The 22,665-nt window shown below is 57.4% G+C and carries 19 protein-coding genes; 17 read left to right on the top strand and 2 right to left on the bottom strand.

The annotated features are described in order from the left end of the window. The 5 genes from PHU01S_RS21835 (at window position 1) to PHU01S_RS21810 (ending at window position 5,580) form a co-directional block, all read left to right on the top strand. Entirely contained in the window at window positions 1-837 is an 837-nt protein-coding gene (locus PHU01S_RS21835; RefSeq protein WP_048748500.1) for a MurR/RpiR family transcriptional regulator, read from the top strand. A 96-nt stretch (window positions 838-933) separates the two neighbouring features. Beyond that, window positions 934-1,890, top strand: coding sequence for an ROK family protein (locus PHU01S_RS21830; RefSeq protein WP_246029302.1), 957 nt, complete (start codon window positions 934-936; stop codon window positions 1,888-1,890). Beyond that, complete coding sequence (locus PHU01S_RS21825) at window positions 1,887-3,488, top strand: FAD-dependent oxidoreductase (RefSeq protein ID WP_127509944.1); 1,602 nt, start codon at window positions 1,887-1,889, stop codon at window positions 3,486-3,488. The genes PHU01S_RS21830 and PHU01S_RS21825 overlap by 4 nt, the downstream gene beginning before the upstream one ends. A 307-nt stretch (window positions 3,489-3,795) precedes the next feature. Continuing rightward, window positions 3,796-4,926, top strand: a complete 1,131-nt coding sequence (locus PHU01S_RS21815; protein ID WP_127509940.1) for a hypothetical protein — start codon at window positions 3,796-3,798, stop codon at window positions 4,924-4,926. A 303-nt stretch (window positions 4,927-5,229) separates the two neighbouring features. Continuing rightward, window positions 5,230-5,580, top strand: coding sequence for a VOC family protein (locus PHU01S_RS21810; protein ID WP_049868979.1), 351 nt, complete (start codon window positions 5,230-5,232; stop codon window positions 5,578-5,580). 1,238 nt (window positions 5,581-6,818) lie between these two features. Here PHU01S_RS21810 and PHU01S_RS21795 read toward each other — a convergent pair. Beyond that, the gene (locus PHU01S_RS21795; RefSeq protein ID WP_127509938.1) at window positions 6,819-7,754 is read right to left on the bottom strand and encodes a LysR family transcriptional regulator; all 936 of its coding nucleotides are present in this window, start codon (window positions 7,752-7,754) and stop codon (window positions 6,819-6,821) included. A gap of 144 nt (window positions 7,755-7,898) precedes the next feature. On the opposite strand from PHU01S_RS21795, the gene PHU01S_RS21790 reads away from it, so the two are divergent. Then, on the top strand, window positions 7,899-8,918 hold the full coding sequence (locus tag PHU01S_RS21790; RefSeq protein ID WP_127509936.1) for an alpha/beta fold hydrolase: 1,020 nt from the start codon (window positions 7,899-7,901) through the stop codon (window positions 8,916-8,918). A 234-nt stretch (window positions 8,919-9,152) separates the two neighbouring features. Here PHU01S_RS21790 and PHU01S_RS21785 read toward each other — a convergent pair whose 3' ends face one another. Then, entirely contained in the window at window positions 9,153-10,412 is a 1,260-nt protein-coding gene (locus tag PHU01S_RS21785) for a helix-turn-helix domain-containing protein (protein WP_127509934.1), read from the bottom strand. A 327-nt stretch (window positions 10,413-10,739) separates the two neighbouring features. Between PHU01S_RS21785 and PHU01S_RS21780 the strand changes: the two genes are divergently transcribed. The 11 genes from PHU01S_RS21780 to PHU01S_RS21730 all read left to right on the top strand — a co-directional run bounded on the left by PHU01S_RS21780 (window position 10,740) and on the right by PHU01S_RS21730 (window position 22,546). Further along, a complete protein-coding gene (locus PHU01S_RS21780) occupies window positions 10,740-11,738 on the top strand; it encodes a sulfonate ABC transporter substrate-binding protein (protein ID WP_049868987.1) in 999 nt (332 codons plus the stop codon). Between the two features lie 151 nt (window positions 11,739-11,889). After that, window positions 11,890-13,032: an FMNH2-dependent alkanesulfonate monooxygenase gene (gene ssuD, locus PHU01S_RS21775; RefSeq protein ID WP_048748182.1), complete on the top strand. Its 1,143-nt coding sequence runs from the start codon at window positions 11,890-11,892 to the stop codon at window positions 13,030-13,032. A gap of 18 nt (window positions 13,033-13,050) precedes the next feature. After that, on the top strand, window positions 13,051-13,857 hold the full coding sequence (gene ssuC, locus PHU01S_RS21770) for an aliphatic sulfonate ABC transporter permease SsuC (RefSeq protein WP_048748181.1): 807 nt from the start codon (window positions 13,051-13,053) through the stop codon (window positions 13,855-13,857). A gap of 200 nt (window positions 13,858-14,057) precedes the next feature. Then, entirely contained in the window at window positions 14,058-14,819 is a 762-nt protein-coding gene (locus PHU01S_RS21765; protein WP_373864555.1) for an ATP-binding cassette domain-containing protein, read from the top strand. Window positions 14,820-14,962: 143 nt separating this feature from the next. Then, window positions 14,963-15,361: a hypothetical protein gene (locus tag PHU01S_RS21760; protein WP_127509932.1), complete on the top strand. Its 399-nt coding sequence runs from the start codon at window positions 14,963-14,965 to the stop codon at window positions 15,359-15,361. 459 nt (window positions 15,362-15,820) lie between these two features. Continuing rightward, the gene (locus tag PHU01S_RS21755) at window positions 15,821-17,269 is read left to right on the top strand and encodes a SulP family inorganic anion transporter (protein WP_246029301.1); all 1,449 of its coding nucleotides are present in this window, start codon (window positions 15,821-15,823) and stop codon (window positions 17,267-17,269) included. 378 nt (window positions 17,270-17,647) lie between these two features. Then, window positions 17,648-19,285 carry a copper amine oxidase N-terminal domain-containing protein gene (locus PHU01S_RS21750; protein WP_127509928.1) on the top strand — a complete coding sequence of 546 codons (1,638 nt, stop codon included), beginning with the start codon at window positions 17,648-17,650 and terminating at the stop codon, window positions 19,283-19,285. 126 nt (window positions 19,286-19,411) lie between these two features. Continuing rightward, the gene (locus PHU01S_RS21745) at window positions 19,412-20,305 is read left to right on the top strand and encodes a DUF8580 domain-containing lipoprotein (protein WP_127509926.1); all 894 of its coding nucleotides are present in this window, start codon (window positions 19,412-19,414) and stop codon (window positions 20,303-20,305) included. 264 nt (window positions 20,306-20,569) lie between these two features. Then, a complete protein-coding gene (pdaA, locus tag PHU01S_RS21740; protein ID WP_246029300.1) occupies window positions 20,570-21,430 on the top strand; it encodes a delta-lactam-biosynthetic de-N-acetylase in 861 nt (286 codons plus the stop codon). Between the two features lie 300 nt (window positions 21,431-21,730). Then, window positions 21,731-22,168 carry an SRPBCC family protein gene (locus tag PHU01S_RS21735; protein ID WP_246029299.1) on the top strand — a complete coding sequence of 146 codons (438 nt, stop codon included), beginning with the start codon at window positions 21,731-21,733 and terminating at the stop codon, window positions 22,166-22,168. A gap of 3 nt (window positions 22,169-22,171) precedes the next feature. Then, window positions 22,172-22,546 (top strand): ArsR/SmtB family transcription factor, encoded by a 375-nt coding sequence (locus tag PHU01S_RS21730; protein ID WP_021880532.1) that lies wholly within the window; start codon window positions 22,172-22,174, stop codon window positions 22,544-22,546. Window positions 22,547-22,665: the final 119 nt, after the last annotated feature.

Here is a 22,665-nt window from a genome sequence, read left to right as displayed (position 1 = left end):
ATGGATCTGCGATTGAAGGTTGGTTCCTATTATCCCTCCTTGACGAAGTCGGAGCAGAAGGTCGCCGATTACGTGCTGAACGCTTCGGAGGATATCATCTACCGCTCCGTGACGGAGCTCGCGGAGCTGTCCGCCGTCGGGGAAACGACGGTCATGCGGTTCTGCAGAGCGATCGGCTTCAAGGGCTACCAGGATTTCAAGCTTGCGCTCGCCCAGGATTACAGCCCGCGCAGGCAGCAGGAGAGCGGCGGGCATTCCGATGCCGCGCCGGATGATTATGCGGAGCTCGTCTACAGGGAAACCTCCTCGATTCTGGCCGATACGATGAGCCTGCTCGACCGCGCCAGGCTGGAGGAAGCGGTAGCCCGCATGGATGCGGCCGGCTACGTCCAGTTCTTCGGAGTCGGGGCGTCGGGCATTACCGCGCTGGACGCCAAAAACCGGCTGCTGCGCATCGGCAGGCGCGCCGAGGCGGTGGCGGACGCCCATTTTCAAGCGATGATGGCTGTCACGATGGGGCCTGGGGACGTCGCATTCGGAATCAGCCTCAGCGGCAGCACCCTCGACACCGTCGACATGCTGACCAAAGCCCGGCAGCAGGGAGCCTATGTCATCGCCATGACCAATTACGCCAAGTCGCCCATCACGGCGGCGGCCGATCTCGTGCTGCTCACGGCGGGCAAGGAATCTCCGCTCGAGGGCGGCTCCATCGGAGCCAAAATCTCGCAGCTTCTGCTGATCGATATGATCTGCGAGGGACTCGCCAGGCTGGATCTGGCCCGGACTCGCGAGATGAAGGAACGGACGGCCAAGGCGGTCATCGAACGGATTTATTGACCTTGGACGGTCAAGGCGGTCATGGAACGGATTTATTGACCTTGGACGGCCAAGGCGGTCATCGAACGTGCTTATTGACCCTGAACGGCACTGCCTTTGTCACGAAGGCTTGATCTCGAAGGATCGGAGGTGGGCGGGATCGCGACGCTGGTAGGAATCGATATCGGAGGCACTTCCATCAAAGGAATCGCCGCGGATCATCGAGGGCGTATTCTGGAGGAGCTGTCGGTGCCGACGGAAGCGGCTCGCGGCAGGAGGGGAATTCTCTCCTCGCTGGAGAATCTGGCGGCGCTGCTGCTGGAACGGCATCCCGAATCGGAGGCGATCGGTATCGCCAGCGCGGGCCGCATCGATGTCGGCAGCGGGGAAGTCGCCTATGCGACGGACAACCTGCCCGGCTGGACCGGCATGAACCTCTCGGAGTGGGCTGGACTGCGCTTCGGGCTGCCGGTAAGCGTGGACAATGACGCCAATGCGGCGCTGCTCGGCGAATGCTGGATCGGCTCCGGAAGAGGGCTGCGCGATGCGGTCATGCTGACGCTCGGCACCGGGGTCGGCGGCGCCAATCTCGCCGGCGGCCGGCTGCTGCGCGGAGCGCGCTGGGGCGGCGGAGACTGGGGCCACGTCGTGCTTGTGCCGGGCGGACGTCCCTGCAACTGCGGCCGCCGCGGCTGCGCGGAGATGTACCTGTCGGGAACGGCGCTCATGCGCGATGCGGCTGCAGCCTTCGGCCCGGTCGAGCCCGAAGGGCTGATGGAGCGGTACCGGGCAGGAGAAGCGGCTGCCCTGCAGCTGCTTCGGGAATATGCAGGGATGCTGGCCGTATTCATCGGCAATCTGGCCGCCGCCCTCGATCCCGAGGCCGTCCTGCTGGGAGGCGGCGCCGCGGATTCGCTGCGGGAGTGGCGGCCGCTGCTGGACGAGGCGCTGGCCTTGGAAGGCGTGAGGATCGAGCTGCGTCTGGCCTTGCTCGGCACGGCGGCAGGCTGCTGCGGCGCCGCAAGGATGGCGCTGGACCTGATGGGAAGAACGACGGAGGAGGAGACGGCATGAAGATGCATGAGCTTGAGGCCGATGTCCTGATCATCGGCGGAGGTCTTGGAGGGACGGCCGCGGCGCTGGCCGCGGCGCGGGAAGGATGCCGGGTCATCATGACGGAGGAGAGCGACTGGATCGGCGGGCAGCTGACCTCTCAGGCGGTGCCTCCGGACGAGCATCGCTGGATCGAGAGATGCGGCTGCACGTCTTCGTTCCGCGAGCTTCGCGAGCGGATTCGCGCTTATTACCGGGACAACTATCCGCTTACGGAAGCAGCCCGGGCCAACAAGCTGCTCAACCCCGGCAACGGCTGGGTCAGCCGCCTGGCGCATGAGCCGCGCGTCGCGCTGTCCGTATTGGAGGCGATGCTGGCTCCATACGTCAACAGCGGCAAGCTGCGGATTCTCAAGGAAACGGCCGCCGTAAGCGCAGAGACGGAGGGAGATCTGGTGTCTTCCGTAACGGTCGCCTGCCGCAGGTCGGACCGCCGCACGGTGCTGCGCGCGCCTTATGTGCTGGATGCGACGGAAGGCGGCGACCTGCTCCCGATGACGGGGACGGAATATTCGGTCGGCTCGGAATCCCGCAGCGAGAGCGGAGAGCCGCATGCGCCGGAGACGGGCGATCCGGAGGATGTGCAGGCGTTCACCCATGTGGCGGCGCTGGAGTACATTCCGGGAGCGGATTTCACTCCGGAGAAGCCGCCGGAGATGTATTCGTACTGGAGGGATCTCGTCCCGCCCTTTTCCCCTTACCCTCTGCTGAGCTGGTTCGCGACCGATGCGGGCGACACGACGAAGAAAAAGGAGTTCACCCTGCTGCCCAACGACAAGGGCGTCACCTCCTTGTGGGACTACCGCCGGATTCTGGATCCCCGCCATCTAGCCGCTCCTCTCTATGATGGCGATCTGTCCCTGCTCAATTGGGCTCAGAACGATTATTATCTGGGCACGATTCTGGATGTTCCTTCGACCGTCAAGGAGGATCGGCTCTATGCCGCAAGGCAGCTGACGCTGTCCGTCGTCTACTGGCTGCAGACCGAGGCGCCTCGGCTCGACGGCGGCAAGGGCTGGCCCGGCGTCCGTCTGCGGCCGGACGTGCTGGGGACGAGGGACGGACTCGCCAAGTCCGTTTACATCCGGGAGTCCCGCCGCATCAAGGCGCTGCAGACGATCACGGAAGCCGACGTCAGCAAGGAGATGCGCGGCCGCGAGGGCATAAGACGGTACGAGGACAGCGTCGGAGTCGGCAGCTACCATCTCGATCTGCATCATACGACCGTGACCTACCGGAGCTTTTACATTCCCAACTATCCGTATGAGATTCCGCTCGGAGCCCTCATCCCGGTGCGGATGAACAATCTGCTTCCCGCCTGCAAGAACATCGGGACGACCCAGATCTCCAACGGCTGCTACCGCCTGCATCCGACGGAATGGAACATCGGCGAAGCGGCCGGAGCGCTCGCTGCCTATTGCCTTCGCACCGGGCTGAGGCCGCGCGAGGTGCACGGAGATGCGGAGCAGCTGGCAAGCTACCAGGAGCTGCTGGCGTCCCGCGGCGTGGAGATGCACTGGCCGGAGGATGTGGAGAAGGAGGTGGTCGAGGGAGCGTGAGGCTTGCGGCTATACGGCTTCATGGAGCAGGATGACATCCGGGCAGGTGAATGACGAGAGCTATAGGAAATGAAACAGGAGCAATCATCAGGCAGGCAAAAAGTTCAGGCTGCGAAAAGAAGCCGGGAACGAGTTTTATGAACATTTTTCCGACAGGCATGAAACCGGATGGAAAAGGGAATCGAAGGAAAGAGCAGCATGGACGATACGGGATATTGGACAATAGGGTCGAAGGGGAAATCCCTTCCGATCCGCCGCTGAAGGAAGCCAGGCTAGAAAACCCATGATCGAACAGGAGGAATTGTTCATGAGATCACATGGTCAAAAGCTTGCGTACAGCCTCGTTGCCGCCAGTCTGCTGCTGGGGGGGACAGTATCCGCTTCGCCGCCCGCCGTTCCCGAATCGGGAGCCGGCCTGCAGGCGATGGCGAAAGACCAGCCGTTCGTTACCGTCCCGATAGAATCGCTCAAGCCGGCCCAGGCCATGGAGAAGCCGGTGCTGACTCCAACGGGCGGCCAGCTCATCCTCAGCGATTCTCCGGAAATGCCGACCGCCCCGGGCGCCTATTACCGGGATCGGGTGACAGGCTCCTTCCGCGTCTTCTACCATCATCTCAACAATACGGGAGCGCCGCTGCAGATCGGCGCCGCGGTGACCAATACGTCGGGCTACACGGTCAAGCTTTACGAGGAAGGCTCGGGAGCGGGAGTGGACTACTACCCGGACGTAGCCGGCCAGATCGCCCTCGCCGCCTTTCTCAAGGATCGCGGCTCGAAGCGGCCGGCGGCCGTGCTGAAGCCGGGGGAAACCTACTGGCGGACCGCCGAGGTGCCCGCGACGCATACGCTCAGCGGCTTCCTGCAGCTGCGCGCGGAATCCGCTTCCGGCGGCGCCGCGCCGGTGACCGTCACTACGCTGGGCTATGCGATGCGGCCGGCCGATCCGCTCGCCGAGCCTGTGCTGCCGCCCGACCGGCATATCCGCGGCACCTTCCCGCATTACGACCGTACCGGCACGCTGGTCTACAAAACCTCTGCCGGCAACTCCCTGCTTCGGGTCGATTCGTCGCCTACCGGCCAATGGGCCGACTTTATGCCGGGAGAGTACGAGCAAGGCGTGGACGCCACGAGCGGCGCCGCCGTCCTGAACCCCGGCAACTACGGAGTCATCTACGACATGTCGGTCGAGATCGAGAACGACAGCGACGAGCGCCGCACCGTAGGCGTCTATCTGAACCCGTCCGGAGGATCGGGCCATTATACGATCGGCTGGGGCGGCAAGCTGCTGAATTCCGGCTTCCTGAACTACACGATGGCGTGGCAGCTCTCCGAGTTCAATGTCGGGCGCAAAGGGAAGACGGTTCCATCCCGTCTCAGCCTGACCGGCGGCTCGGCGGGCCCGCAGACGCTTTACTTCACCAACCGTCCGTTCCAATAAACAAGAAATGCCCCCTCGTCAAGCAGACGAGGGGGCATTTCTTGCTTGAATCACGATGACGAGCACGGGGGCGGTCCGCTGCGTCGTCTGGTCGATGACCGATACGTTGTTGGAGCTGTCCAAAGAAAAGTAGTTGGGAAAGTTGTAGACCGAGAAAATATACTGTCAGACTGGCGATGCCTCTTCAAGCCCAACGAGGAAGAATAGCGGAGGGAGTGAATATTAAAGAAGAATGAACGGTTACATGTCGAATCTATTCGATACTGAATGACAATCTGCTTATGTTCTGGAGGTAGAAACGAAATGAAGGTTAAACGAATCGTTGCCAATACAAATGCGAAGGATATCACAGCAGCTAAATGCTTCTACCGGGATGTACTCGGCCTTGAATTAATGATGGATCATGGTTGGATTAGAACTTATGGTTTAAACGAGGAGATGAGCATTCAAATTAGTTTTGCCTCACAGGGCGGCTCAGAAACACCTACTCCTGATCTATCGATTGAAGTCGATGATATCGATGCTGCATTAGAAGGCATGAAGAGAGCTGGATTTCCGATCGAATATGGGCCAGTCGATGAGCCTTGGGGCGTTAGACGATTTTATGTCCGAGACCCGTTTGGTAAACTTATCAACATTCTTGCTCATCACTGATACACTAACGTCAAATCGTAGAGGTACGGTGGTTTGTTCAACTCCTGGCGGAGAACGGTAGTTGAATGACAACTGCGGCAATCTAATTTTTCAAGTCTTGATCTGCCGCTGCTTCTTTTAATGGATCAGACTAATAAACTCGAAAACTATTTTCACTTATTTTTGGAAATATTTGTAACATAGAACTCTGCGAGTATCCCTAACACTCTCATAGATCTGTCTATGATAGGGAAGGACATAAGTACCCTTATACAAGGATACTTATGTCCTTTTTCTTTATCCCATAAAGCAGGGAAGCTATTTGTGTACTTGCAGGACGAACTATTCGCACCGAACGCATATCAGGATGAAGGGCTACCGCTTGTGGAAGAAGTTCTTGTTCACTTGAATTTCTGGTACGAGTTTAAGAATGTCACGAAAAAAATAGAGAACGGTCGCTTGATGATCCTTTATATCAACATAATGAAACCCGGCAGTCGCAACATTGTGACTGCCGGGTTTCGTTAACTAACATGAAACCCAGTCCGCTTAAGCCCTTCCCTCTCGGAAAAATGATCATAAGGTATTGTATCTTAAGGGATAAGGGGGATGTACATGAGCTTTCGCCATCAAGCAAAGGAATTGGTTGGAACTTCAGTTCGAATCGAAACGACAAGCGGTCGTGTTTTAACCGGACGGTTAACTTCGGTTGGAAGCGATTTTTTGGTTATGCATGTGAGAATAGGGAGACGTATTCGCCGAATAAACATTCGCTTGGCTGAAATTATTTTTCTGTTCTCTTTGCTAGCCATTTAATCTTCGCTCAAATCATTAATGGGATTGAGTCTCACGGCAATATTCATGACCTAACAAGGTCGGTCAATAACTATTGCCGGCCTTCTTTTTTACGTTCATTGCTGCATGGAGGCTTTGACCCCCGTTATCTTGTTCCCTCTTTTACGGGCGTACCCTTTTCTGAGAGCCTTTAACAAAAGCGGGGTTACGATTGTCAAGGCGTATGCCTTCAGCGTATTCGGGCTGAAGCCTTGGATCCGCTTTTCAGATTCATAAGCTTGCCATAGTTTACTCAAAATCATAATAAAACCTCTTGCAAGAACGAGGGCATATATGTCTAGTTTGTTCTTGCAGGAGGCTTTTAAGCTATTCGTTTGAACGGCCTTTGAACTAACGTTTCCGTTAGCTGAACGAAACAGAGTAAGATTCTAATAGACATTGGTCCATGTTCTTAACCTTTTCAGCTATGAAGTTAAGTTCTTGCCCTTGGTCGGAAAAACTAGGTTCTCATTCGGCGAACCAAAAACCGCTCTGGCTGCTTCCATGAAAGATAACATGATTGGTGAAAGCCACTTGTCTTTATGCCACAACATCTGTGTAAATACCTGCAAGTCCGGAATCTGCCATGGCAGGACAACAAGTTCTCCGCGTTCAACTTCGGATTCTGCGACGATCTCAGGAAGAAAGGCAATACCGATTCCTGAAATGGCGCATTGTTTAATGGCTTCGGCACTTTGAAACTCCAAATAGGTAATGCTATCAATGCCCTCTTTCTCAAAGGATCGATCAAACATAGTTCGATAAGGACAACCCTTTTCATTCGTCAGGAATACTTCTCCGTGAAAATCTTCCAACTGAAGCACAGTTCGTTTGGCGAGTGGGTGATCTGGAGCAGCCAACAATCGGAAATGTTCTTCCAGCAAAGGCTCCACGGAAAGTCCACTCGAGCGAATGGGCTCATCCAACATATAAACAATATCCGTGGTTCCCTCAAAGAGCGATTGCTTGAGCTCTTGATTCGGAACGGAGCGGAAGATTAGACGAACTCCCGGATGCTGCGAACGAAACCGTTGGAAGACAGGTGGAAGACGGTAGGCGCAAATCACCTCATTCGCACTTATCGTTAAGGTACCGCTTAGTTTTTCGTTATGATGGACAGCGCTGCGAGCTTCGTCCATTTTTTCAAGAACGCCTCGGGCGTGTGTTAAAAAGCGTTTACCCGCAGTTGTGAGTACGAGCTGCTTGCCCAACCGATCAAAGAGGCGAACACCCAGCTCATCTTCCAATGCTTTGATTTGCATCGTGACGTTGGAAGGAACGTAGCTCAGCACTTCTGCTGCCCGCGTGAAATTCAATGTTGTTGCAACCGTACAAAAGGTTTTCAGTTGCCGCAATTCCATCCGATGCTCCCCCTTCATCTTTCAATTTTATTGAATGTTATATTGAATGCTATTCACTTTGATTGAAAGTATCACAGCTCTATACTGAGCACAAGAGATCACAGGGAAGATGTGGTTTTTCATTTTGAAGGGAGCGGCTATACGATGGACTATGAAATGTTTAATTTGGGTGATGCACTCTTACAATCAGGAGTGACGTTACCAAATGCTTTTCTTGCTTATCAAACATACGGAAAATTAAATGAACAGAAGGATAATGTTATTGTCTATCCAACGGCTTTTGGGGATCAGCATGTTCAGAATGAATGGCTCATTGGCAGCGGGATGGCACTCGATCCAGAGAACTATTTTATTATCGTTCCCAATTTGCTGGGCAATGGGCTATCTTCCTCTCCCAGCAACACGCCTCCTCCATTTGATCGGGCTAACTTTCCACAGGTAACCATCTATGATAACGTTCGATTCCAACACCAACTGCTGACCGAGAAATTCGGCATTCAAAAGATTGCTCTCGTCGTCGGGTGGTCGATGGGCGGCATTCAGGCATTTCAATGGGGGGCAAGTTACCCGGAGATGGTCGAACGAATCGCACCTTTCGGAGGCATCGCCAAATCTTGGCCTCACACATATGTAGTGCTGGAAGGTGTAAAAGCCTCACTGCTGTCTGCAGTCGGCTTCGACTCAAGTAAATTAAACCAGCTAAGTTCTACAGACATGCGTGCCGTTGGTCGGGTGTATGCGGGATGGGGACTATCACATGCGTTTTATAGAGAAGAGCTTTACCGTGAGATGGGATTTGACACATTGGAGGATTTTGTAGCTGGTGTCTGGGAAAATAGCTTTATGAATATGGATCCTCATAATGTTCTGGCCATGTTATGGACAGGCCAACATGCAGATATCAGTGCAAACCCTTCCCATAACGGAGACTTTGATAAAGCCCTTCAAAGCATAAAGGCTCTTGCCTGTATCATGCCGGGAAGCACGGATCTCTTCTGCACAGCGGACGATAATGAATACGAAGCTAAGCGCATACCTAATGCTGTCTTGAAACCAATCGAATCGATCTGGGGCCATTTTGCCGGTCGTGGAATCAACAGTGCCGATAATCAATTTATTGATGACAATCTAAACCACTTGTTGTCACTTAGCCTTAAAGAATAGATCTTTACTTGCGTTGAATATCTGTCGGGCTAGCAAGATTCCCTGTTATATCTCTCATGAATTCATCACCAAAGCGATCGGATTCGAGGTCACCAGAACTTACCGGTTCGACCTCTTTTTTCTGGGTTCGTATTTCCTTTAACGAATTCAGCGAACTCTGAAGACTGCAGCACGTCGTGCGGAGATCATAGGTCAGCCTGCGCGGAAATCCGATCGCATAGCAGCATGTGGCAATCAATAGAGGCGGTCATCGGTCCAATCATGGGGAATCGCCATATCCGGCAGGGACGGCAGCTTGAGCGCAGCGGCGGCCTCCTGCAAATAAGAGGCTTGAAAGGCTGGGCCGGCTGACAGGGAAGAGCTGCGGAGCTTGAGTCCGGAGTCGTCCTCCCCCAGCCGGGACAGAGTCAGCAGGTCGCGGCTGTAGACACTGGCGTCCCAGCGAATGGAGGCGAGAACCGGGAGGATGACTTCCAAAGGGATGCCGCTGGCGTCTCGAATGATGGATGCGGCAGCCAGCGGGTCCCGGCGGATCAGCTCATGAGCCCGGATATGAGCCTTCAGATACGATACCGTCACCGATTCATGAGTGCGTGCCCACGCTTCATCCGCCATGATTCCGGTCAGGTAATCCCCTCCGCAATCATCGGCTGCGACCGTCATGCCGGCTCCGAGCGTCTGCGCCCAGGTCAGATAGGGCTCCCACAGCATCGCGGCTCCGACGCGTCCTTCCAGCAGCGCGGCCAGGCAGTCGGCCATCCTGCGGCTGGAGATCACCTGCACGGCCTCCTTGCGGCCCCGGTCCAGGACGGCTTGCAGCCGTCTCGATGCGCTTGAGCGGATGACGGTGGAGATGGCGGAGGAGGAGGTGAGCTGATCCCCGTAGCGGATTCCTTCTTCTTTGCGGGCCACCAGGGAAATGCCCGTTCCGCCCGCGCATTTGCCGTCGAAGGCGAGCATAGCCGGCTGGAAGCGCGGCAGCAGGCGCCCGAGCTCCATGCTCGCGGCGATGGGATAATCGCCGACGGAGGCGATCTGCACCCGGCCCGCGATCAGCTCCTCAACCAGCTCCATGCCGCTGTCCGCATGCTTCCAGCTGACCCGGTACCGGCGGCTTGGCTCCGCCTGCCGCAGCTCCTGCTCGAACCAGCCCCGGTTTTTGACGATCAAGGCGCTCCAGAGCAGGGCAGCACCGCTCTGATAGCCGACGGTGATTTCCGTCTCGATCTCCGTTTGGAATGACGAAGCTTCCTTGGAAGGAAGCGGGAACACCGCCGAGCCGGCCGCAACTTTCTCTTTCTCTGCAGGGACCGGATTCCGCATGCCTCCTCGAACCCATAACTCCAGCTGGATACGGTCGATCCATACCTCTTTTCCGATTTTCAGATACGGCAGCCGCTTGTCTTTGCGCCAGCGGTCGATGGTCGCCCGGCTGACGCCGAGCAGGTCCATCGCCTCCTGGAGGCTCATCAGATTGAACGGTTCGTTCGGCATCGCTTCTCCTCCGTCAACGAGTCATAGGGACAGTTCCCATTTATAAATACAACTTATCGGGTAGGAATTATATATTTATAAAAATACCGGACCGTTGCGGAAAGCGCAATGGTTAGTTCCCAAACGTTGCCCTTCTTCCTCATTTCTCCTCATTCCTCCTCTCTTCTCCTCCATTTATTGACAGGGATGCGGCGCGATGCTAATTTTCTATTAATCACACCGATTTAATGGGGATTAAGCAAGACCGAGGAATTTAGAAAGAGGCCGAAACTGGCCGAAAGGGAGAGGGAAAACGTGAAGCCAACTGCGGCTATTCGGAAAGCGGGCATGCGTACTGGAATCGGGTGGAAACGGGCAGGATGGCTGATCGGATTGTCCGCTGTGCTTCTGCTGGCTGCGGCCTGCGGCAACGGCAATGATGGGACATCCCAGGCCGGGGGCGGATCGGGCTCCGGCAAGGCGAAGGATAAGGTCATTCATATCGGCTATCAGAAGTACGGCACCGCCAACATCCTCAAGGGCAGAGGAAGCCTGGAGGGCAAGCTGGAGGCGATCGGCTACAGGGTGGAATGGACGCAGTTCCCCGGCGGCCCCCAGCTGCTGGAGGCGATGAACGTCGGCAGCATCGACTTCGGCCACACCGGGGAGGCGCCTCCGATATTCGCCCAGGCGGCCGGAACGCCGCTCGTTTACTTGGCCCATTCGCCGGCGAGTCCGAAGTCCGAGAGCATTCTGGTGCCGGAGCATTCCGATATCAAGACGGTGGCCGATCTCAAAGGGAAGAAGGTGGCCCTGAACAAAGGGTCCAACGTGCATTACCTGCTCGTCAAGGCGCTGGAAAAAGCGGGCGTGGACTATAAGGACATCACGACCGTCTTCCTGCCTCCGGCCGATGCCAGAGCCGCATTCGAGAGCGGCAGCGTCGACGCCTGGGTCATCTGGGAGCCGTTCTTTTCGGCGGCCCAGCTGGCGACCAAGGCCAAGGTGCTGACGACGGGAGAGGGCCTGGTGCAGAACCATGAATTCATGCTTGCTTCAAGGAGCTTCGAGCAGAACAACAAGCAAGCCGTCCGTATCGTTCTTGATCAGCTCAAGGAAGCCGACACATGGGCGGAAGCCAATCAAAGCGAGGTTGCGAAGCTGCTGTCTCCGGAGCTCGGCATCGACGTGCCCTCGCTGGAACAGGCGATCTCCCGCCGCTCCTTCGGCATCGAGGACATGGACGAGGACACCTACGCCGAGCAGCAGCGCATCGCGGACGCGTTCCTGAAGCTGAAGCTGATTCCGGAAGCGGTCAAGGTGAGGGACGCGGCTCCAGGAAAATAACGCGAGCGGGGCAGAACAAGGACGCAAGCCCGGCCCGTGACGCCGAGCTGACAATCCCGCAGCCGCTGTCTGCATCACGGCCGAGGAGGCGAGCCTCTAAGCCGGTTCGACAGCTAGTCAACTTTTCCCCAGCCCAAGGAGGATACCCATCATGCAAATTTTCTGGTTCATACCGCTGCACGGCGACGGCCGATATCTCGGCACGAGCGACGGGGCCCGCGCCGTCGACTACGATTATATGAAGCAGATCGCCGGTGCTGCCGACCGGCTGGGCTACAACGGCGTGCTGCTCCCGACGGGCCGCTCCTGCGAGGATGCCTGGGTAGCCGCCTCGTCGCTGATCCCGGCGACGAGCCGGCTCAAATACCTCGTAGCCATCCGTCCGGGCATGATGGCGCCGGCGACGGCTGCCCGCATGGCGTCGACGTTCGACCGCCTCTCCGGCGGCAGGCTGCTGATCAACATCGTCACTGGCGGCGATCCGGAGGAGCTCGCGGGCGACGGCCTTTTCCTCAACCATAAGGAACGTTATGAGCTGACGGACGAATTCCTGCACCTATGGCGGAAGTACGCCTCCGGCGAGAAGGTCAGCCATAAGGGCAAATACCTTCGCGCGGAAGGCGGACAGCTGCTTTACCCGCCGCTGCAGTCTCCTTATCCGCCTCTCTACTTCGGAGGCTCCTCGGATGAAGCCAAGGATATAGCCGCCGAGCATGTGGACGTCTATCTGACTTGGGGCGAGCCGCCGGCCGACGTCGCGGCCAAGCTCGGCGAGGTCAGGGAGCTGGCCGCGGCCAAGGGGCGCAAGGTCAAGTTCGGCATCCGGCTGCATGTCATCGTCCGCGAGACGAACGAGCAGGCGTGGCAGGCGGCGGAGGAGCTGATCCGCCATGTCGACGACCATACGATCGCCGAGGCGCAGAAGGTGTTCGCCCGCTACGATTCCGTCGGCCAGCAGCGGATGGCCAGGCTGCACAACGGCCAGCGGGACTCCTTGGAGATTTCTCCCAATCTATGGGCAGGCGTCGGTCTGGTTCGCGGCGGCGCAGGCACGGCTCTTGTGGGAGACGCGGCCACAGTCGCAGAGAGAATCCGTGAGTATGAGGCTTTAGGCATCGAGACGTTCATCCTGTCGGGTTATCCGCATCTGGAAGAGGCGTACCGGACGGCGGAGCTGCTGTTCCCTCTGCTGCCGGTCGAGCCGCAGAGCGAGCCGCTCAAGGCCGCGATCAAGGCTTCGGGAGAAATCGTCGCCAACGATCTTCTTCCGGACGCTGTCGCTGCCAAATCCTGAGGAAAGAGGGGAATTCCCATCGATAAGAGAGGCCGCAAATGGACGGAAAGCCGGCTGACCCCGTGGCTCGTTCCTGTGCTGGTGCTGGCGCTCTGGCAGCTGCTGGGCCAGTACGGCGCGATCTCGTCGCGCACGCTTCCGACTCCGCTCCGTGTGGCGGAGGCAGGCATCGCCTTGGCGTACTCCGGCGAGCTGTTCCAGTACATCTGGAGCAGCTCTCGGCGGGCGCTGCTCGGATTTCTGATCGGGGGCGGCATCGGCTTCGGACTCGGGCTGCTGAGCGGCCTGTCGCGGAGCGCGTTCCGGCTGCTCGACAGCTCGGTGCAGATGGTCCGCAACGTGCCGCATCTGGCCCTGATTCCGCTCGTCATCCTGTGGTTCGGAATCGGGGAGACGGCTAAAATCTTTCTCGTTGTGCTCGGCGTCTTTTTCCCCATCTATCTGAACACGCTCCATGGCATCCGCTCGATCGATCCCGGCCTGCTGGAGATGGCGCGCGTGTATAAGCTGAGGGGTTTCTCCCTTTATCGGGAGGTCATTCTGCCCGGCGCCATGGCCTCGGTTCTCGTCGGCGTGCGTTATGCGCTCGGCCTCATGTGGCTGACGCTGATCGTGTCGGAGACGATCTCCGCGAACAGCGGCATCGGCTATATGGCGATGAACGCGAGGGAGTTCATGAGGCTGGATATCGTCGTGCTGGCGATTCTTCTGTACGCGGTCCTGGGCAAGCTGTCGGATACGGCGGCCAGGCTGCTGGAGCAGAGACTGCTCGCATGGAACCCGAATTATTCGACGCCGGAATCCGGGGAGGGGAAGGCGGCATGAGCGTGCGCATAGGAGAACGGAAGCAGGCGGGCAGAGCGAGGATCGGCGGAGAGGCTGCCGGAGCTGAGGAAGCCAAGCAACAGGGAGGACCTGAGTCTGGAGGATGGCAAGGGAACAGGCGGGATCCCCGTAGAGAAAATGACGTCCAGACTGCCTCCAAAAAATACGGGAGCAGAGACGAATATGATGAGAGCCGGCGGCTGCTGTCCCGGGGCAAGCGGCTTGTCATCTCGGGAGCCTCGAAGAAATTTGGAGGCAAGGAAGTGCTGAAGGGAATCGAGCTCGAAATTCCTGCCGGACAGTTCGTCGCCGTCGTCGGACGGAGCGGCTGCGGCAAAAGCACGCTCCTGCGGCTGATCGCGGGCCTGGATGAGCCTTCTTCCGGCAGCCTGTCGCTGGACGGCAGCGCCATCTCAGGCATCGGCGAGTCGACGCGCATGCTGTTCCAGGACGCGCGGCTGCTGCCGTGGAAGCGGGCGGCCGACAATGTCCGCATCGGCATGAGGCGCGGCAGCCGCGAGGATGCGGTGGATGCTCTCGCCCTGGTCGGCCTGCGCGGCCGCGCCGACGAATGGCCGGGCGTCCTGTCCGGCGGCCAGCGTCAGCGCGTCGCTTTGGCGCGAGCGCTCGCGGGGCAGCCGGGACTGCTGCTGCTCGACGAGCCGCTCGGCGCGCTCGATGCTCTGACGCGAATTGAGATGCAGCGCCTCATCGAGCGGCTGTGGGAGGAGCAGGGCTTCACCGCCGTGCTCGTCACGCATGACGTGAGCGAGGCGGTCGCACTTGCCGACCGGGTCATTCTCGTCGAGGATGGCGTGATCTCCCTCGATGTCGAGATCCGCCTCGCGCGGCCTCGGGAGCGGGACAGCGCCTTCGCGCATTACGAGAAGCTGATTTTGGACCGCATTTTGGGCGGGGAGGAAGGCTCCGAGCGGCTGCGGGCGACGGGATATTCAATCTAAGCCGGCGGATACAGATCGATGTTTTCTTCGGTCAGGGATAGCAGAGGGTGGGATTTTCCATCCTCTGCTTTTCGTTTGAAGCGATAGATTCGGATTTGCTCCAGCCTTTTGATAGAATGGGAAATAGAGGGAGAGTGATGGCGATGAAAACAGGCCGAGCAAAAGCCGGTCTTCTTCTTGCCGCCGCTGCTGTGCTGCTGTCAGGCTGCGGAGAGTCTCAGACCATCCGGTACCAAGGGAGCGGCGGCAGTTGGGAAGGAAGCTACCAAGCGGATCTGGTCAAGAGCAAGAAGTCGCAGTTGGGGACGTATTCTTTCCGCTACAAAGGGGATGCCCCCAAAGAGGTTGAAGCCTTCTCGATCGCGACCGATGGACCCGGTCATTTCTACGATCGTGGATCGGACGGCCTGCCCGGTCCGACCTTGTCCTCCGGCATCGTGTGCGATGACTGCACTCCCGAAAAGGATACGATAATGGTCGTAATGGAGTGGACCGACAAGGATGGGGGGCATCAAGAAAGCTTTGAGCTCAAGAAATCGTGATCCCTTCGAGCTCCAAAAGCCGTAAATCCCGTTCCTGGGCAGGGGTTTCCGCCTTCGGCGAAAAGCCTCCTGCCGTTTTTACTCCGAAACATAGCGAGGACCCGGGAACGCCCCGGCCGCTCCGATTTCTCCAGCTCGCCCGCGATTCGATCCGGACCGCCGTCGTTGCGAGCCCATACCGTTCCCTCGAACTTTCCTCGACTTGGTCGAGGCCGCGCAGTTCCTTGATTTTCTGCAATGGATGCTGCCGTTCCCACAGCCTCTTCGCGTGCCGCTTCCGCCTTTGCTCACTGGCTCTGTCAGGTTTTTCAAGCCCTCCCGCCCATAAACGAGACCCCGAAACCCCTTCAATTCGATCCGAATTTTCCGTATAATGCTTACGGACGAAGTGCATCGGACCCCGGCTTTTCTGAGACTGGAAAGTCGCCAAAATCATCCTGCAGGAGGTCTGGGAAAGAATTGAAAGCAGCAAGCTGGAAAAACCAATGGCTCACCGATCCCAAATCCAACATTCTGTCCGGCATCACGGTCGCCCTCGCCTTGATTCCGGAGGCGATCGCCTTCTCGATCATTGCCGGCGTGCATCCGATGGTCGGATTGTACACCTCCTTCATCATCGCCGTCGTCATCTCCTTCTTCGGCGGGAGACCCGCGATGATCTCGGCCGCGACCGGCGCGATGGCGCTGCTCATGGTCAACCTGGTCCGCGACCATGGACTGGAGTATCTGTTCGCGGCTACCGTCCTCTGCGGCATCATCCAGACGGCGATCGGCTATATGCGGCTGGGCCACTTGATCCGCTTCGTGCCGCACCCGGTCATGAACGGCTTCGTCAACGCGCTCGCGATTCTGATCTTCACCGCGCAGCTTGTCCACTTCCGGGGGCAGGGCTGGCTCATGTACGCGCTGCTCGCCCTGACGCTCGCCATCATTTACGGCCTGCCGCGTCTGACCAAGGCGTTCCCGTCCGCGCTCGCGGCGATCATCGTCGTCTCGGCGATTACGATGGGCTTCAAGCTGGACGTCCTCACCGTCGGCGACATCGGCAACATCACGAGCGCGCTGCCGAGCTTCCACCTGCCGAATTTCGTTCCGAATGTGGACAATCTGATGATCATCCTGCCCTACTCGGTCTCGCTCGCTCTGGTCGGCTTGCTGGAGTCGCTCCTGACTTCGAATATCGTCGACGACATGACCGACACGACGAGCAGCAAGAACCGGGAGGTCAAGGGCCAGGGCATCGCCAATATCGTGACCGGCTTCTTCGGAGGCATGGCAGGCTGCGCGATGATCGGACAATCGGTCATCAACGTCAAATCGGGCGGACGGACCCGCCTGTCCACGTTCACAGCGGGCATCTTCCTGCTTATTCTGATCATGGTACTAAGCAGCGTCGTCAAGGAAATTCCGATGGCCGCGCTTGTCGGCGTCATGTTCATGGTGTCCTTTGGAACGTTCAACTGGCGTTCCCTGACGGAGCTGAAGCGGATTCCGATCGGCGACAGCATCGTCATGGCCGTGACGGTCATCATCGTTGTGATGACGCACAACCTGTCTTATGGAGTCATGGCCGGTGTCGTCATCAGCGCCTTGATCTTCGCCCGCCGCATCTCCGGGATGAAGGTCGAAGGAACGATGGAAGGTCGCCGCAAGCGCTATTTGGTCACCGGCCAGCTGTTCTTCGCCACAACGACGGCGTTCAGCCACCAGTTCGATTATGCGGATGATCCCGACGAGGTCGTGATCGACTTCGGTCAGTCCCATGTATGGGATCATTCCGCCGTCAACGCGATCGCCAAGCTCGCGGACAAATACGCCGCCGCCGGCAAAAGCGTCGCGCTTGAAGGGCTCAACGAGCAGAGCCGCAGCCTCGTCGACCGCATCGGTCTTGGCGGCGGAGCCCACTGACAAGATGAAAAGGACTGAACCCAGCCGTTCGAGCGGCTGGTGCTCAGTCCTTTTTCTTTTTTGCAGCCCGGAAACATCCTGGCGAAGTTGTGCCCAAGGCGGTTAGTACCAATATCGCAGAATGGTTTTGGAAAGGGATGTTCTTCATTTTGAAAAACAGGAAACATTATGAAAATGAGACTTAAAATAAATAGAATCATAGAATTAACCGTGATTACAGCTAGTTAAAACAGGTAAAATCATCAAAAATAATATAAAAAATATTTTCTCCAAACAGTGATCCTTTTCAAAATCAGGCGCGTTTCACTCCATGAAAAGAGGTTGAAGAGTATGACGGACAACATTCCAGACTCTACCAAAAATCGAGGAGTGAATATCATGAAAATCAAAAAACTGGTCGCACCCGTACTCAGCCTGACCCTGCTCATCCCAGCCGGAATGGCTGCAGCAGCCCCAGTCCATGCCGCATCGATGAAACCGACGGTCAATACTCCTGCAGCCGATCTTCGCGCCGGATTGGACCAGCTGCTCTCCGAGCACTTTGCTCTTGCAGTCGTCGCCATGACAAAAGCTTACGAAGGCTCCAAGGATGCCGCAGCCGCTTATAAAGCGCTGGATCAGAATGCAATCGACATGGGGCCGGCGATCGAATCGCTGTACGGCAAAGCCGGAGCGGATGAGTTCGAACGCATCTTCCGCGCCCACAACCAGGCGACCGACGAATTCGCCAAAGCCGTCAAGATGAACAACGCGGACGCCAAAAAAGCGGCTCAAGCCAAAGTGCAGAGCTTTGTCGATGAATTCTCTTCCTTCCTCGCGACGGCAACGGCCGGCAACCTTCCCAAAGAAGCGGCCGCTCAAGCCCTTCGCCTCCACGAGGATCAAGTCCAGATGGTATTCGACGAGTATGTAGCAGGCGATTACAAGGATGCTTACAGCAAGTACCGCGAAGGCTACAAAACGATGTTTGTCATCAGCAAGGCGCTCTCCACGGCGATTGCGAAGCAGATGCCGGATAAATTCAACAATACGACGCCGGATACAAAAGCCGCTGATCTGCGCTCCAGCCTGAATGCTCTCGTCTCGGAGCACGTAGCCCTGTCGGTTCTGCAAATGCAGAAGCAGCTGGACGGCTCCAAGGATTCCGATGCCCTCATCAGCACGGAAGCGATGAATACGGCCGACTGGAAAGCGGCGATCAGTTCCCTGTACGGCGCTGCCGGCGCTGACGGCTTCGAGAAGCTGTGGGTAACGAATCATATCAATGCTCAAAGCGACTATGTTAATGCGGTCAAGATGAACGACGCCAATGCCGAAGCCGCGGTCAAGTCCCGCATCGAAAGCTTCACGAAAGACTTCGGCGCTTTCCTCGGCACGGCTACGAACGGCAATCTGCCGGCTGCAGCCGCTACGGAAGCTCTGATGAAGCATGAAGGCCAAATCCAAGCCGCCTTCGACCAATACGCTGCCGGCAACTACGACGGCGCTTATGCGACCGACCGCGAAGGCTTCAAATTCGTCTTCGGCGTCGGCCAGGCGCTCGGCAATGCGATCGTAACCCAATATCCGGACAAATTCATGGACGCTCCGGTCGTAACGCCGACACCGACACCAACGCCGACACCAGCTCCTGAAATGACGACGGTCTGGATGAAGCTGAACAGCAAGCAGCTGAAGGTGAACAGCTCGACGACTCAAATGGATACAACTCCGGTTATGTGGAACGGCATGACGTATATTCCGCTGCGCTTCCTGAGCGAAGGCATCGGCGCCACGGTCAGCTACGACAAAGCGACCAAAGGCATCTGGGTCATGGCCGGCTCCGACAAGCTCGGCTTCTGGGCCGGCAAGGACACCTTCTCCCTGAACGGTGTGAACAAAAAGGTATCCTCCAAAGTCGTCATCGACAAAAACGGCCGCACGCTCGTTCCGCTTCGTTTCATCGCTGAAACGCTGAACTGGAACGTCATGTTCAACAGCAGCGACGGCTCCATCACGCTGACTTCCACGATGTAAGGCCAGTCTTCATCCGGTTTCTACTCCAAGCCGGCTTCGCGGATCTATCTGCGGAGCCGGCTTTTTCCATTCCAATGTAACCAAGAGATCGTCCCGCTCGTCTTAAGAAGCGGAGGTGTAAACCCAATGAAAAGAAAATCAAAAACGTTCGCGCTGTCCAGCGCGGTTCTGATGCTGATGCTCGCCGGCTGCGGCGCAGGCAATTCGGAAGGCGCGTCTGGCGGCGAAGCCAGTCCTGCTCCGGAGGCCAGTCCCGTCGTCTCCGCCTCGGCGTCTCCGACTCCTGCCCCGAGCGCCGAGCCTTCGGTCGCGCCAACTGCCGCTCCGCTGCCGGAGCAGGCCGAGCACCGGAAATATGGCCTCTACAACGGAGCGGCCGATCCGCATACGGTCGAGATCCAATCGGACGGGCAGCCCCAGTCTTATCAGCTCGGGGAAGGCGTCGGCACGGAAGGCATCGACGAAGGGAGCGAGGTTTTCTTCATCTATAAGGAACAGCCGGTAGAAGAAGATGCTTCCGTGAAGCAGCTGGTCCTCACCAAGCTGGTCAAGGCGAAAACCTTCAAGCTGAGCGTGCAGAGTGTTCCGACGGAGAAGCCGGCCGCCCTCATGCAGGGCAAGGGATTCGGATTGTATGTGTTCAGCGCGCTTGATTTCGATCCCGAAAACGGAACGCTGTCGTTTGGAGATCCGGCACAGGGAAACAACCTGCAAGCTTCCATTGCGCCGCTGCCTTCCGGTTTCAACACGGATGATCTGAAGGAAGAAGCGCGGAAAGAGTTCAAAGACGCCGATCTCGCCGATGTTCCCAAGGAGAAGCGTCCCGAGCCGTTCCGCGACGCGGCGCTCTTCCTGGAAGGAAGCAGCGATGCGCACATCAAGCAATTCATCGTGAAGGAATACGGCGGCCAAGGATTCATCTTTAAAGTAAGCACGAACGAGACCGAGGACGGAGGCATTTTCTCCGACTACGTCTACACGAGCTTGAATTCGCTGGAGCGCTCCTCGAACCCAAAGTAAGGCTTGCTGAAACGGAAGTTATACACAGATTTGTGCACACTATGAACAGGTTCGAAAGCCTGTAATATGAAGAAATTGAAAAAGTTGCTCACTTATCCACAATTCAAGTTATACACAAGAGGATACATGCTTCCGGGTGCTTTCCTTCCTGAATGGCGTTTTGCGGCGCAGGCATTCTCTTGCTTTCCCCAACGCATAATTTTTCCGCTTCCTGCACATACCAACCCGGTATGCGAACTAAATCAGGCAGGAGGCGGACGATGAATGAAAGCCCGAATCAAAGCGGCGGGAGCGGCCGGCTGCATGCTGGCGATGCTTGTTCTTTCCGCTCAGGCAGCGGGAGCCGCTGCCCCTGAGCAGCGGTCCAATCGGAATGCCGCCGTCGCAGAGCACAATCAGGAAGCGGCGGCGGGATGGAGCAAGCCCTACCATTTCGGCTTCAAAAAAAGCAAAAACGGCCAGCTTCCCTCGATAGCCGAGGAGGGCTTCATGCCGATGCTTGAGAAGCATAAGGCGATTTTTCTCGGCAATACGGCCGAGAAGGAGCTGTATCTGACCTTCGACAACGGATACGAGAAGGACAAGCTTACGGCGCAGATCCTGGACGTATTGAAGGAGAAGAAGGTTCCGGCCATCTTTTTCATCACGGGCCATTATGTCAAGACGGAGCCTGATCTCGTCAAGAGGATGGCATCCGAGGGCCATCTGATCGGCAACCATTCCTGGAGCCATCCCGATATGAGCACGCTGCATCCCGATGCGGTCAAGCGGGAGCTGGCCGATGTGAAAAAAGCGGTAGCCGACCTGACAGGCTTCCGGGAAATGAACTATCTCCGTCCTCCGAGAGGCATCTTCAGCGACCGCATGCTGGAGGCGAGCAAGGAGGAAGGCTACACCAATGTGTTCTGGTCGGTCGCCTACAAGGATTGGGATACCTCCGCGCAAAAAGGGGCGGAATATGCCTACAGCAACGTAATGGGCCAGCTTCATCCCGGTGCCGTCCTGCTGCTTCACGCGGTATCCAGGGACAATGCTCAAGCTCTCGGACGCATAATCGACTCCGCGCGAGGCCAGGGGTACACGTTCAAAAGTCTGGATCAGCTCACGCAGCGGACTTATCGCTGAAGCCGGAAGCGTCCTTCCGCTGCTTACGGCAAGCTTAAGGGCTAGGTATGGGCAAGCCATCATCTTCGGGGACAAGTGCAAGGGATGGGGTCAACCGGTTTATTTGGTTGGCCCTTTTCCGATTTGCAGGCATCGGGAGGGCATGTCCGTCCAGGTTTTTGAACGAGCGATGGCTAGTTGCGCGTCTGCGCCTAGAAGGGAAGGGATGAAAGATACAGGGAAATCCAATTGTCGATTTAGGATACCATATGGTATCCTAATAAGGAAATGATACTCATACGCACAGAGGAGCTGTATCTCATGACCGACAACAACATGCAACCGGGCCGCTCGCTGCCCGATATCCGTCAGACCCAGATCATCAACGCCCCCATTGCTCTCGTATGGGAGAAAGCCGCTACTTCCGAGGGCATCGCCTCCTGGTTCATGCCCAATACGTTTAAACCGGAGGATGGAGCGGAGTTCATCCTGCATGCGGGCCCTTTCGGAGATTCCAAATGCAAAGTAACCGAGCTGTCGCCTCCTCGCCGGCTTAGCTTCGCCTGGGGAGAACAATGGTCCATCACGTTCGAGCTGCGCGAGCTGGAGCCGGATGTGACGGAATTCACCTTGATCCACTCCGGCTGGCTGGAGGAAGGAAGGACGGAATTCGGACAGCCTCACAGCCAGGTGCGGGGCCATATGAACGGCGGCTGGGAGAAAATGGTTCAGAAGCTCGCCGGCATGTTCCCTTCCTGACATATGGGAGCGAAGGAACAGCGGCATGACGTGTTTCAGGCGATCGCCGATCCGACTCGCCGGGAGCTGCTGCAGCTGCTTCGTACCGGGGAGGAGTTTCCGCTTAAGGGCATCACTCCTCATTTTTCCATGACAAGGGCTGCCGTATCCAAGCATCTGCATATTTTATCCGATGCGGGACTCGTTCACGAACGGCGTGTCGGGCGCGAGACCCGGTACCGGATGAATGCCGATCCTCTGCTGGAGCTTCGGCGCTGGCTCGCCTTCTTCGAACGTTATTGGGACAACAAGCTGGGCATGCTGAAGATGATTGCGGAGACGGAGCATGAAGCAGCCGGCGCGAAATCGGATCAGCCGGCCGCTCAGGACGGGAAATAGAACGGGGATTCATGCCATGGTCGCTGTCGGGCAGCGTGTGCCGGGCTCTGCCGGGCGGCGTGCATGAAGCTTGGTGAAGCGTTGTGCAGGGCGGGCAGAGCGTGCCGGGCTCTGCCGGA

Source organism: Paenibacillus humicus NBRC 102415 (assembly GCF_004000905.1).
GTDB classification, from domain to species: Bacteria; Bacillota; Bacilli; order Paenibacillales; family Paenibacillaceae; genus Paenibacillus_O; species Paenibacillus_O humicus.
This window is presented reverse-complemented; position numbering and strand designations above follow the sequence as displayed.